We start from the raw sequence: 13,068 nt of genomic DNA on the forward strand, positions 1-13,068 counted from the left end.
GCATCGTCGCCGGTTCACGCTCGACTTTCAATGAGGCTATAGGCTATCTTTTAGATAGTCAATGTATATACGTTTTTAGCCCTTGTACGGATAGTCCAGGCTGCCTTTCATGGCCGCCTTGTCGTCGTCGCTGAAGTCGGGGAAGGGCAAAGCCTCATCTTGACTGCGTTGCACCGTGGGAGTGCTGCCTTCGGTGTTGTTGACCCATTGCTGAACCGGCACCGCCAGGTGGACGCCGTTATCCTCCAGGATTTGCAGGATGCGCAGGTTCAGGTCTTCAGCCACGGCCAGAAATTCGCCGTAGGCACTGCTGTCCACATAGCAGTTCAGGGAAATGCGGTAGCCGTCCCGCAGGATTTCCTCGAAGCGCACTCGGGCTGCACGCTCGGTGAGCCGTGGGTGGCTGTAAATCAAGCGCCGCAGGTCGACCAGTAACTGGCGCAGCTGGTCGGTGCTGGCACCCAGGCGGATATGCAGGTCGCGGTGGTAGCGACGGAAATCGGACTCGCTGATGTTCTCGATGCTGGCGCTGGCGAGTACCGCGTTGGGAACGTACACCACGGTGCGGTCCGTCTGGCGAATGCGGGTAGAGCGCAGGCCGATTTCCTCGATGACGCCGGCGGTGGCGCCAACCCGGCAGAAGTCGCCGGGTTGAACGGGTTTGGCAATGTACAGGGTGAAGGCGCCAATCACGTTCTCCAGGGTCTTTTGTGCGGCCAGCGCCACGGCGATGGAACCAATGCCCAGCCCGGCCAGCACCGTGGTGATGTCGTAGCCGGAGTCGCTGAGCCAGAGCAGAAAAATCACCACAGCGGCGATCATTTTCAGGATGGTACGAACTGGCCGGATGATGCCGGACCAGTACTTCTGGTTCTGGGCGCTGCTAAGGAACAGGGCGGAGAGCAGCTCGATAACGCCCAGCGCCAGGAACAGGGTGGCCAGATAGCCCAGGGCGGACTGGTTCAGGTACACCTGGGCGCGGATGGACAGGCCCAGTTCGGCCACGCCCAGCTGCATCATTTTGAAGAACAGGTACCAGCGAAACGGCATGGAGAAGAACTGGTGCAGGGTATTGCGGTATCGGTCCGAGAACTCCAGCAGGCGCAGTGTCAGCCGGCGCAGCAGGGAAGAGGCCAGCCAGGCGCCGATGATGATCAGTATCAGCCCGGCCACCTGCCAGTTCTGCATATAGAGGACCGTGAAATCCGGCAGATAATCCGCCAAACGGGTGATGGTCGGGTTGTAACCGAACAGCTCCCAGAGATGGGGGATTTGCTGCACTGTGGCGTTGGAAATTTTCCAGATACGACGGTCGTCATCGCCGGGTACCCGCTGCAGATAGAGGGTCAGGGTGTCGTCCGGCAGGGTCAGGGTGGCGATCTTGTCCCGGTAGCTGGGCAGGCCGTCATCCCGGTGCCCCTCCGGGTGGGTGGATAACCGGGTCAGGTCCAGAATGCGCTGCTGTCCCCAGACAATGTTCAGCTGCTCCATCAAGGTGGCGGCGTCCTTGTCGGCCATGTCTGCGGGCAGGTAACGCATGTCCAGGTAAGCCCCGGCGGCGTCCCAGTTTCCGTCCTGGGCGGCGTCCATGATGGCCAGCATGGTCGAGAGGGGGGTGTCACCGGGTCGAATGCTGTCATCTTGCAGGGAGTCGGCAATCACCGCTTCGGCTTTCTCCCCTGTATCAATGACATCCTTGATGGTCAGCGAGCTATCGTCGGCGTGGCTCCACTGTGCCAAGAGCAGCAGGCAGGCGATCAGGGGCAGAATTCGGTGCGTCACAGGGTGGATTCCTCAAGGGTGGCGGCTGTTGTGCAAAGGCAAGGCTAGAATGTACCGCTAACCGGGGTGTCGGCCAATGATGGCGGCCCCGGCAGGGCCGGGGCGAACAGACCGACGGGCCTGTCAGACAGAGCAATGGCGGCAATTGGCAGGTATTATCCCGGTTTTACGGGGGATTTTGCTTTAAAATCCCGTCCGTCGATTTTTCGGGCAGCGCGGGTTGCCTCGAACCTGGAATCAATGAACCAAAGGAAAACAGATGACCGTGATTCTGGCCTGTCTGCTGATTTATGCCGGCTGCATTATTTTTATTCGGATGCGTAACCGGGAACCGTTTGGCCTGAAGCGCCAGCTGTCGGACTTTTCCACCTTTATGGTGCCGTTCAATATTCCGGCCTATTTGCTGTCCAAGGTGCCAACCACGCCGCGTCTCAGCTTGTCGCATCTGCCGGAATTACAGTTGATCGAAGACAACTGGGAAACCATTCGCGATGAGGCGGTGGCGCTGTACCACGGTGGCCTGATTACGGCGAAAGAAGATCTGCCGGCCAGCAGTTTTTACAAGGACAATCGCTGGACCAGTTTTTATCTGAAGGTGTACGACAACAAGCTGCCCTCGGCCTACGACTTGGCGCCGAAAACCATGGCGCTGCTGGAGCAGATTCCCACCTTGAATATTGCCCTGTTCGCCGTATTGATGCCGGGCAAGAAGCTGAATCGTCATCACGACCCGTTTGCCTATACGCTGCGCTACTCCATTGGGCTGAGTACGCCCAATGATGAAAACTGCGGGTTGACGGTGAACGAAGAGGATTACATCTGGCGCGATGGCGACAGCATTATCTTCGACGAAACCTATATTCATTCTGCGTGGAACCGCACCGAGACGCCCCGCATCATCCTGATGACCGACGTGGACCGTCCCTTGAAGAGCAAATGGGTGCAAAAGGGCTACTGGTTCTTTGGTTGGTTTTTCAATCGCCTGTTCATGATCGACAACGTGGACAGTAGCCACACCGGTATTGGTAACAAACTGGGCAAGGGTGTGATCGCCTACAAGGGTTTTCTCAAATCGGTGAAGCGGAAGAACAAGCGATTCTATGTAACCGCCAAGTGGGCGGTGGTCCTGGCGGTGCTGGGCGGGATCAGTTATCAATTGGTGTGAATGCTGTTCAATTTCCGGAGGGCGATAAACGGTAGCATTGCGGCGAAGATCCGCCGTGCGGTGATTGGCAGCCGTTGAATTGCCGTGACAGTATGGGTGTGGGGAGATAATCAGAAAAACATCGGACAAAATAAGAACAGAAACAGGAATAATAACAATGATAAGGACTGTCATTGCCCGCAGGAGCGCCGTGCTCTTGCCCATCGTGTTGTTGTCGCTTTCCTTCACCACTTATGCCGACGTGGCCGTGGCGCCGGCTGGGCCCTTTTCCGCCAGTGGTGAATTGGCCATGAAAAAAGGCCGGATACCGGTGTCCTGTGAAACCACCTTTGATGGCCGCGTGGATGCCGCCGGTGGGCTTCGTGTTACTGAGGTGACTTTCGGCGGGCTCAATCCTTTGTGTAAAAGCATCAAGGCGTTGGGGCTACCCTGGCAAGGGCAAGTGGATAGCCCCCGCAAGCTCACGGTGCATGATATGCAGGTAAAAGTCCGGGTGCCCTTGCTCGGGGGTGTTTGCGGTCCGGGCCCGGTGTCGCTGGTATGGCGCAATGCCGAGGCCTCGGCCAGTTTTGAACAGGTTAACCTGGGGCCGGATTGCGCCATGAATGGCACCATGCTGACTACGCCACAGGTGGATATCCGTCATCCGTCGCAAGCCGGTGCGGTTACACAAAGTGCGAGTTCGCCCTGAAGACGTATCAGCTTTGTTATTCCGGCCTGATCGGCGTTTCCCCTGTGCCCATCGCCCCGTTATTATGGCCAGCTTGATCGGCTGCCTGATGGGGTAGCCTGGGCACATAGAACAGGCAAGGACATAACAATGCAAAATGTGGTGGCGATTCCCGCAAACCCGGCGCTGGTGAACAGCACGGAAGATTTCATCCACGCTGTTGAAAACGACCGCAAGGACAGCGCGGAGAAGTTTATCCAGATGGCAGATCATCTGACCGACCGTGTTCTCAGCCTGTTTCTGGTGGAGCCGGCCAACATGACCGAACTGTCCGGTGGCCAGAAAAAAGTCATCGATTTTGCCGTTTCTACTGCGGGTAAAGCGTCCAGCATGCTGACTCGCCAGATCTTCAAGAAAATCACCAGCAAGGAATTTGCACCGGTACTGGCGAACGTGAAAGCCATGTACTGGCAGGCCGGTGACGATAACGGTAACCAGGCCCATATTTCATTCCCGGTGGATGACGCCTTTGCCGAGACCTTCCGCAAGGCCACCGAGTTGTGTGCGGCGGGCAAAGGCACCGAGGATGTGGCGCTGGTCACCCGCGCCATGGGCGATGTGGCCGACAAGATTATCGATGAAGTTTTTGTCGCCAACACCAAGGAAGTGAAGGTAGGTTTTGTGACCCAGAAGGCCCTGAATGTGGGGGTGGATGGCAGCCGCAAAGCGGTGCATGCGGTGAACAACAAGGTGCTGAAAGACCTGAGTGATGCCGAGCTGCAAGGTTATATGGCCCACTACCAGGGGCTGTTACGCCAGCGTTAAGGGTTGGCGTCAGCATAAAAAACGGGGCCAGTTGGCCCCGTTTTTTTGTCGGGCGTCAGGCGCCGGACATTATGAGTCATGTCGCGATTCAGGCTTTATTGCCATTTGCCGGACGGTTGTTGCGTTGCGGCCGGCGCCGACGCTGCCCGTTCCCGGCAGGTTTTCCGGCGCCCGCATTGCCGCCATTGCCGCTGGCCTTGTTGCCTTGCTGGGCGCGTTGGCCGTTACCGGACGACTGCCCGCCCCGGTGACCACCGGAGGAGGGCTTTTTCGGTTTCTTGGGCCGCGAGCTTTTCGGAGGCAGGGGCGCGCGGCCAGCAGGAAGCGGTTCGCCGGGTTCAAAGCCCGCCACGATTTTGCGCTCCAGCTGTTGCTGGGTCAGGCGTTCAATGTCCTTGAGCTGCTGGAATTCGTCGGCACTGACCAGGGAGATGGCCTGACCGGTGGCGCCGGCCCGGCCGGTACGGCCGATACGGTGCACGTAATCCTCGGGCACATTGGGCAGGTCCACGTTGACCACCTGGGGCAACTGCTCGATATCCAGACCGCGAGCAGCGATATCGGTGGCGACCAGGGCGCGGACCTTGCCGTTCTTGAAGTCGGCCAGAGCGCGAGTTCGGGCGTTCTGGCTTTTGTTGCCGTGAATGGCGGCGGCTTCAATGCCGTTGGCTTCCAGTTGCTTGGCCAGCTTGTTGGCGCCGTGCTTGGTGCGGCTGAATACCAGTACCTGGAACCAGCCGTGTTCCTGAATCAGGTGGGTCAGCAGGGCGGGTTTGCGCTTCTTGTCCACCGGTGCGATCCATTGAGTGACCAGTTCGGTGGTGGTGTTGCGCGGGCTGATATCCACTTCCACCGGGTCGTTAACCAGCCCCTTGGCCAGCGCACGAATTTCCGGCGAAAAGGTCGCAGAGAACATCAGATTCTGCCGCTTGGGAGGCAGTTTCGAGAGGATCTTGCGGATGTCGTGGATAAAGCCCATGTCCAGCATGCGGTCGGCTTCATCCAGGATCAGCACTTCCAGGTGATCGAACTTCACCGCGTTCTGCTGATACAGGTCCAGCAGGCGTCCTGGTGTGGCCACCAGCACATCGCAACCGCCACGCAGGCGCTGCATTTGCGGATTGATCTTCACGCCACCGAATACCACGCTGGACGTCAGCGGCAGGTTCTTGCCGTAAGTGGAGACGCTTTCCGCCACCTGGGCGGCCAGCTCGCGTGTTGGCGTGAGTACCAGGGCGCGGACCTGATTGTTGCGCGCGGGGGTGCCGGTGCGAAGGCGTTCCAGAAGCGGCAGGGTAAAGCCGGCGGTTTTGCCGGTACCGGTCTGGGCGGCGGCCATCACATCACGGCCGGACAGTACGGCGGGAATGGCCTGGGCCTGAATAGGGGAAGGCGTGTCGTAGCCACGCTCAGCCACGGCCGCTTGCAGGGCATCACACAGCCCGAGATCTGAAAAATGCATGAAGTTGGGAGGATCAGCTGGAAAAGGGCGGCAAGCCTAACTGATCCGGGGCGTGAACACGAGTAATGCTTGGTAAAGCCGACGGCCGGTTCAGGCCGCCTGGTAGCTGATATCGTGGCTTTCTATGGATTCCCATTGGCCGGCGTCGGCGGCATGGCTGTCTTCGAAGATGCCATCAAGCTGCTCGGGGAGCCAGTTCAGATCCAGAGACTCATCCTGTTCCATTTTTCCTTCCCCTCTGTTTATTCTGTGTACTAACGGTAGCGTGATCGGGCGGCGGGCTTCTGTTGTGTCGATGTAAGCTTTTGCTTACATATGCGTCTCAATGGTAGCCGGGTTGGGTTGCTGTCAGTGGCCGTGGGCAAAACCCCGTACCCCTATTAAGCAAGGAGAGCGATATGCAGGAACTGGACTGGGCGCAGGTGGGGACCCACCTGATTCAGCTTGGCGCCGCTTTTGTGCTGGCGCTGCCGGTGGCCTGGAACCGGGAGCAGAGGGCGCGAGGTGCTGGCTTGCGTACCTTCCCGTTGGTCTCCATTGCGGCTTGTGGCTATATGTTGGTGGGAATGCAGGTGTACACCGGTTCCGATGCGGAAGCGCGGGTCATGTACGGGATTATTACCGGCATGGGTTTTATCGGCGGTGGGGCGATTCTCAAGGATGGGGCTAATGTGAGCGGTACCGCCACGGCGGCGAGCCTGTGGAATACCGGGGCGATCGGTATTTCGGTAGCTTACAGTCGTTATGAAATTGCCCTGGTGCTGTCGCTGATCAATTTTTTGATTCTGCAGTTTTCTCGATCATTCAAACGCCAGGAAGAGGAGGGGTGACCCTCCCCGCGTGACGGGAAGGGCCGGGTAACAGGGCTTTACGTGGCAGGTTAACGTGCCAGCAAGGCCAGTTCCGCGTCCTGCTCCAGGACGACCCACCAGCGTTGCCCGTGGTCAGCATCGAAGCCCACCAGTGGTTCCGCGTCGCAGCCTGCGCTGCGCACCGGTGGGGTCGCCAGGAAGCTCTCATCGAAAGGTTGGTTGATTACGCAACCCGCTGAGGTGACGGCCTGCCAACCGGACTCACTATGCATACCCAGAGTAGTCGTCTCAGTGGCGATACCGGCGGCGACATCAAAGGTGAGGGCGTAGCGATCTGAGACTGCACTGCTCAAATCCCAGTCCTTGCTGGCGCTGGCGGGCAGGATATGGGCTTGCTTGGCGGTGCCGTCCGGCTGGCTGCCTGGCAGGCCGGTATCGGCTTCCAGATCCTTGATCGCGCCATAGGCACTGGAGTAAGTGCCAGTCTGATTCTGGGTGCCACTGATGATCAGAATGTCGCTAAGGGTGTCTTCTGTGGCAGGTTGCCAGCTCATGGCCACATCTTCTTTCAGGTCCATGGTAGTTTCCGGAATATCCAGCACATTGCTGTCGCCGCTGTTGGGGATGACCCGGTTTTCCGCGTTCAGGTTCGGGGTCCAGGGCTGGTTGTACTGGAACAGGTATTGATAAGACAGGCGCATCAAATCCGGCACGCTCTCGGCTCGGCTGAACCCGGGGGTCAGTTCCATGTCCCGGGTGCGGCTTTCCAGGCGGTTAAAGGTGTTGTTGGTGCCGGCCACCATTCTGGCAGTACTGCCATCGTCTGCGCGGCAGTCATTGCTGATGTACTGGCTGTCCAGATACATGACCGGGCGGGTGCCGTCGGGAATGGAGTTGGGGTAGACCACGCGCTCGCAGCGGTTGCTGGTACGTGAAAAACGGTCCAGCAATTGCCAGTTCGGATCAGCCAGTTCTTTCACGCCGTCTTCGTTGCTACTGATAGTGTGTTCGGCAAACCATGACTCGTAATCCACTCGCGGGCCCTGGAAGGTCAGTACTGAAGCATTCACATCGTAGGCGGTGGAGCCGTTGCTCTTGGTGTTCATTTTTTGCTGCACGATGCGCTGCACCAGCTCGCGTTCCCCGTAACGGAATTCGTAGCCTTTGTAGGACGCGTTGCCGGAAACGATCTGGGTGTACTGCGGCAGCCGGTAGTTGCCTTCCTCTTCGGTCCAGGAGGCGGGATCCACATAAATCGGGGCGGTGATAACAGAGCGCTGATACATGTGCTCGTGGCCCTGTACCCAGATCACGTCATTGCGGGCGAAAAAGGCGCGGATATCATCCCACTGGTTCATCAGCAGATTGTCGCCGGTGACGCCTTCCACGATCATTTCGCGGGTTTCCCCGTATTTGGCGCCGATCAGGCCGTCGTGGCTGGCGATCACGATATGGTCTACCTCATCGCGATGGGTATTGACCGCCTGCTTGATCCACTGAAAAGCGATCGGCAGGTTGTAGTACTTGAGCAGAACAATCATCACGTTGTCGCGGATCACGTAATAATTCAGGTACTGCGCGCCGGCCATATGGACGGCGTCATCGGGAATGTAGTGCTTCATGTTTTCAACCCACTCCACGGAGTAGGCATAGCTGTCTTCGTGGTTGCCCATCAATGGCAGAAATTCGATGCCGGCATCGCGGTAACCTTCGGCAATGGAGGTCCACTGTTCAAATTCGCCGGTGGTGCCGTGGTCGGTCAGGTCCCCCACGGGGATGACGATGTTGGCGCCCAGCGCCTGTTCTTTATCCAGCACGGCTTTCATCGGGTGCATGGCCACGTTGTCGCCGCCGCCCTGGGTATCGGGCAACAAGCCGATGCGCAGGGTGGTTGTGGTGGCGGGGGTGCTGCCTTTATCAGTTGTGTCGGTGTCGTCGGATGAGGACGACGAATCGCCCCCGCAGCCGGTAAGCGCAAGTGCGGCAAGCAGAGCCGCAAGGTTGTAATTGAGCCGTTTCACAATGGATTCCCCAGTCAGATAAGAGTCGGTCGGGGGATTGTGGAGAGGGCGTGTGTGGGAGGATTGACGATCCAGTGAATTTTATTTGAACGTCCGTGCTGAATCTGGCTCAGTGCGGATCAGCACTGAGCCAGAATGGCCTGGCGGACACAGTGAAGGACGCCGGTGGGCCAGTCGTCAGCCAGTTGTTCCTTGATCTGGCGGTAGCTGAAAGTGTCTTCCGCCAGGTTGGCCTGGCTGAGCAGGGCGTCCTGAATGATACCGATTTCCACGTCGCTGAGGCCCAGGGCCTGTTCCAGTGACAGCTTGCCGTTGACCACCAGCTGGCTCAGCTCCCGGTAGATGGTCTGCTCGTTCAGGTTCTGCTGCCGGGCGATGGCGGACGGGTCCATGTTGGCCAGGGCCAGGGTGAGAATCTCGTTGCTGTCCGGGCCGGCGTCTTCTGCCTCGCCGGCGCTGCTGCCATTCGCGGCTTTATTGAGAACGGCAAGAAAGTCGTCGCCGTAGCGCTCCAGTTTGCGATCCCCTACACCGCTCACGGCGGAAAGTTCCATGCGGTTGCGCGGGCGGATGGCGAGCATGTCCATCAGGGTCGCGTCGTGGAAGACCACGTAGGGCGGCACCCCTTCTTCTTCGGATAGCCGTTTGCGACAGGCGCGTAGTGCTTCCCACAGGGCGCGATCCGCTTCCGCCACGTTGGACTGGCTTTTGCGGGTGCCGGCCTTTTTCGCTTTGGCAATTTCCTTGCGCAGGTGCAGGGGCTGTTCCCCGCGCAGGTAGGGGCGGCAGGCGTCGGTCAGTTGCAACGCGCCGTAACCGTTCATGTCCACGGTGAGCAGGCCGCGGGCCACCAGTTGACGGTAGATGCTTTTCCACTGGTTGGCGTTGAATTCGTTGCCGATGTTCCAGGTAGACACATGGTCGTGCCCGGCGCTGGCGACCTTGTCGGAGCGGTTGCCGGTTAGCACGTCGATCAGGTGATTGACGCCGAAGCGCTGGCCGGTGCGGTAGACACAGCTCAGGGCCTTTTGGGCGGCTTCGGTGGCGTCGAAGGTTTCCGGTGGATGCAGGCAGGTGTCGCAGTTACCGCAGGGTTTTTCCAGGGTTTCAGCAAAGTAGTGCAGCAATGCCTGGCGGCGGCAATGGGTGATTTCGCACAGCCCCAGCATGCTTTCCAGGCGCTGGTTTTCGTTGCGCTTGTGCTGCTCGTTGCCGCTGCTCTGGGCGAGCATCTGTTTGAGCTTGATGGCGTCTTCCAGCCCATAGGCCATCCAGGCTGTGGCCGGGTTGCCATCACGGCCGGCCCGGCCGGTTTCCTGATAGTAGGACTCAATGCTCTTGGGCAGATCCAGATGCGCCACAAACCGCACGTCAGGTTTGTCGATGCCCATGCCGAAGGCAATGGTGGCGACCATGACAATGCCGTCCTCGCGCAGGAAGCGCTGCTGGTGTTTTTCCCGCACAGGGCCAGAAAGCCCGGCGTGGTAGGGCAGGGCATTAATGCCCTGCTGGCATAGCCATTCGGCCACCCGGTCCACCTTGTTGCGCGACAGGCAGTAGACGATCCCCGCTTCACCGGCGTGCTCGGCACGCAACAGGCGCAGTAGCTGATTACGGGCGCCGTCCTTGCGCTCGATGCGGTACTGGATGTTGGGGCGGTCGAAGCTGGAGACAAAATGTCGCGCCTGGGTCAGGTCCAGTCGCTCGGCAATTTCCGTGCGGGTGCGCTGGTCCGCGGTGGCGGTTAACGCAATGCGGGGCACCTGCGGGAATTCCCGGTGCAGCAGAGAGAGCTGCAGATAGTCGTTGCGGAAATCATGCCCCCACTGGGACACACAGTGGGCTTCATCGATAGCGAACAGGGCGATCTCGGCCTGTTTCAACAGCGCCAGCGTGCGCGGCTGTATCAGCCGCTCCGGGGCGATGTAGAGCATGTCCAACTCGCCTTGCAGCAAGGCGTTTTCCAGCTCGCGTACTTGCTCCAGTGACAGGGTGGAATTAAGGAAGCCGGCTTTCACGCCCAGCGCCTTGAGCGCATCCACCTGATCCTGCATCAGGGCAATCAGCGGGCTGATCACCACACCGGTGCCGGCACGGACCAGGGCCGGGATCTGATAGCACAGGGATTTACCCCCGCCGGTGGGCATCAGCACCAGCGCGTCGTCGCCCTGTATCAGGGTATCGATAATGGTCTGCTGTTCACCGCGAAACTGGTGGTAGCCGAAGACGTGTTCGAGAACGGAGTGGGCATTGGATTGCATGGCCGGGAGTATACCCGTGGGGCCGGGACGATGACATCCGGGCGACAGGCATTCGATTGCCATGACGGTGTGGTAGCGTTCTGGGCCTGTAGATGGGAAAGAGTGTAGGTGATGACAGAAATTTTTCGCCAGTTTCTGCTGCTGGGGTTGATCAGCTTTGGCGGCCCGGCGGCCCATGTGGGGTATTTTCACCAGCGATTTGTGGTGCAACTGCAATGGTTGAGCGAGGCGGACTTTGCCCGCTTGCTGGCTCTCACCCAGTTTCTGCCGGGTCCGGCCTCCAGCCAGTTGGGTTTTGCCATTGGCCGGGTGCGCGGTGGCGTGGCGGGGGCTTTTGTTGCCTTTGTGGGCTTTACCTTGCCGTCCTTTTTGTTGATGGCACTGCTGGCCATGTATGCGGCAGCACTGCCGGAGTGGCTCCAGGGCGGTGTTGTCACAGGCCTGAAGTGGCTGGCGGTGGTGGTAGTGGCCGATGCCGTGTGGAATATGGGTACGCGCTTTTGTACGGCCCCGCTGACCAGGGGGCTGGCACTGGGCGTGGCTCTGTTGCTGCTGCTTTGGCCTGCGCTCTGGGGGCAAGTGGTGGCCCTGCTGCTGGCGGCAGCGGTGGGCTGGCACTGGTTGCGGCCCGCAAACGTGGAGCCGTTGCAGGGCAAGCCGGTCTGGCGCTGGTTGCCGTTGGGGCTGTTGGTGCTGCTGGCACTGTTGGCGGTGCTGCCCGCCGGGCGGCTGCTGGGTCTCTGGAATGATTTTTTCACCGCCGGTGCGCTGGTATTCGGTGGTGGCCATGTGGTGTTGCCATTGTTGCAGGAGCTGGTGGGGCCACAGATGAGCCCGGACTCGTTCCTTACCGGTTATGCGGCTGCCCAGGCGGTGCCTGGCCCGATGTTCTCGCTGGCTGCCTACCTGGGGGCGGTTTTGCTGCCAGCCAGCCCCTGGTGGGGCGCCTTGCTGGCCACACTGGCGATTTTTCTGCCCGGTTTTTTACTGGTGCTGGGAATGATGGAAGGCTGGCAATGGTTGTCCTCCCGCCCGGCACTGGCCGGTGCGGTGGCGGGGATCAATGCGGCGGTGGTCGGGTTGCTGCTGGCGGCGCTGTATCAGCCGGTGTTGGTCTCTGCGGTGCATGATGGGTGGGACCTGTTGATCGTGGTAGCGGGATTCGTGGTGCTGCGCAGCAAGACGGTGCCCTTGTGGGGGATGGTGCTGGGCATGGCGGCGCTGGGGGTGTTGGCAGGCTTGTTGTAGGCGCGTCGCTAGCGACGCTCCTGCCGCATCGAGCCGCGCGACAGGTGGTGCTTGCTCGAAAGTCGGAATCATGATTCACTTCTTTTAAGAAATGAATGTGGATTCCGTTTATGGCGTACCGGGAAACCGACAATGTGAAAGCCCGCAAGGCGGCCCAGCGTGCCCACTTGCTGCGTAATGCAGAGCAGTTGGTGCGTGACAGCGGTTTTGCCGGGCTGACCATGCAGACGCTGGCCCGCCAGGCTGGCGTTGGCGTGGGCACCCTGTATCGCTATTTCGACAACAAGGCGATGCTGGCGGCGGAGGTGTTTCGCCTGGCCACCGAGCGGGAAGTGGCGGCGGTGGCCCAGGCCATGGAGCAAGACGGCGATTTTGCCCAGCGGCTGGAATACGTGCTGCAGGTGTTTGTACGCCGGGCGCAAGCCGCGCCCACGCTGGCCTGGTCGTTGATCGCCGAGCCGGTAGACCCGGCCGTGGACGCGGAGCGTCTGATCTACCGTCAGCGTTATGCCGAGCTGTACCAGCAACTGCTGAGTGACGGTGTCAGCCAGGGCTCCCTGCCGCTGCAGGACACAGCCGTCAGTGCCGCCGCGTTGGTGGGTGCCATTGCTGAGGCGCTGGTGGGGCCGCTGTCCGAACCGCTGCCCAAGGCCAGCCTGGCGGAATCCCTGACCCAATTTTGTCTGCGCGCGGTGGGTGCTCCCCGGGCGCAGGCGCAAGCTATTCAGCAGCAACAGACTGCGTAAAAAGCGGCAACGGCAGCGCGCTTTCCCTGTGTGGGGAGTGGGGCGTGGAGCTTGTTGCATGAAGCGTGAAACACGC

11 protein-coding genes are annotated in these 13,068 nt (G+C 59.9%); 6 read left to right on the top strand and 5 right to left on the bottom strand.

Annotation, left to right across the window (positions count from 1 at the left end; genetic code table 11):
* Positions 1–75 precede the first annotated feature (75 nt).
* The gene (locus F1529_RS17785; protein ID WP_155133893.1) at positions 76–1,782 is read right to left on the bottom strand and encodes a mechanosensitive ion channel family protein; all 1,707 of its coding nucleotides are present in this window, start codon (positions 1,780–1,782) and stop codon (positions 76–78) included.
* Positions 1,783–2,041: 259 nt separating this feature from the next.
* Between F1529_RS17785 and F1529_RS08850 the strand changes: the two genes are divergently transcribed.
* From F1529_RS08850 to F1529_RS08860, 3 genes are all read left to right on the top strand, one after another.
* Entirely contained in the window at positions 2,042–2,947 is a 906-nt protein-coding gene (locus tag F1529_RS08850) for an aspartyl/asparaginyl beta-hydroxylase domain-containing protein (protein ID WP_155133896.1), read from the top strand.
* Positions 2,948–3,137: 190 nt separating this feature from the next.
* The gene (locus F1529_RS08855) at positions 3,138–3,638 is read left to right on the top strand and encodes an activator protein (protein WP_370456985.1); all 501 of its coding nucleotides are present in this window, start codon (positions 3,138–3,140) and stop codon (positions 3,636–3,638) included.
* 129 nt (positions 3,639–3,767) lie between these two features.
* Positions 3,768–4,442, top strand: a complete 675-nt coding sequence (locus F1529_RS08860; protein WP_155133902.1) for a hypothetical protein — start codon at positions 3,768–3,770, stop codon at positions 4,440–4,442.
* Positions 4,443–4,530: 88 nt separating this feature from the next.
* Here F1529_RS08860 and F1529_RS08865 read toward each other — a convergent pair whose 3' ends face one another.
* Positions 4,531–5,904, bottom strand: coding sequence for a DEAD/DEAH box helicase (locus tag F1529_RS08865; RefSeq protein ID WP_007149722.1), 1,374 nt, complete (start codon positions 5,902–5,904; stop codon positions 4,531–4,533).
* Between the two features lie 90 nt (positions 5,905–5,994).
* Positions 5,995–6,129, bottom strand: a complete 135-nt coding sequence (locus tag F1529_RS17695; protein ID WP_007148563.1) for a hypothetical protein — start codon at positions 6,127–6,129, stop codon at positions 5,995–5,997.
* Between the two features lie 173 nt (positions 6,130–6,302).
* On the opposite strand from F1529_RS17695, the gene F1529_RS08870 reads away from it, so the two are divergent.
* On the top strand, positions 6,303–6,734 hold the full coding sequence (locus tag F1529_RS08870) for an MgtC/SapB family protein (protein ID WP_007148851.1): 432 nt from the start codon (positions 6,303–6,305) through the stop codon (positions 6,732–6,734).
* A gap of 50 nt (positions 6,735–6,784) precedes the next feature.
* Here the strand turns inward: F1529_RS08870 and F1529_RS08875 are convergent, their stop codons facing one another.
* Both F1529_RS08875 and recQ read right to left on the bottom strand, forming a co-directional pair.
* Positions 6,785–8,737, bottom strand: coding sequence for a metallophosphoesterase (locus F1529_RS08875; RefSeq protein WP_370456986.1), 1,953 nt, complete (start codon positions 8,735–8,737; stop codon positions 6,785–6,787).
* Positions 8,738–8,856: 119 nt separating this feature from the next.
* On the bottom strand, positions 8,857–10,998 hold the full coding sequence (recQ, locus tag F1529_RS08880) for a DNA helicase RecQ (protein ID WP_155133908.1): 2,142 nt from the start codon (positions 10,996–10,998) through the stop codon (positions 8,857–8,859).
* Between the two features lie 111 nt (positions 10,999–11,109).
* Between recQ and chrA the strand changes: the two genes are divergently transcribed.
* Positions 11,110–12,246: a chromate efflux transporter gene (gene chrA / locus F1529_RS08885; RefSeq protein WP_155133911.1), complete on the top strand. Its 1,137-nt coding sequence runs from the start codon at positions 11,110–11,112 to the stop codon at positions 12,244–12,246.
* A gap of 95 nt (positions 12,247–12,341) precedes the next feature.
* Positions 12,342–12,992 (top strand): TetR/AcrR family transcriptional regulator, encoded by a 651-nt coding sequence (locus tag F1529_RS08890; RefSeq protein WP_155133914.1) that lies wholly within the window; start codon positions 12,342–12,344, stop codon positions 12,990–12,992.
* Positions 12,993–13,068 lie beyond the last annotated feature (76 nt).

It is taken from the genome of Alcanivorax sp. VBW004, assembly GCF_009718865.1.
GTDB lineage: Bacteria > Pseudomonadota > Gammaproteobacteria > Pseudomonadales > Alcanivoracaceae > Alcanivorax.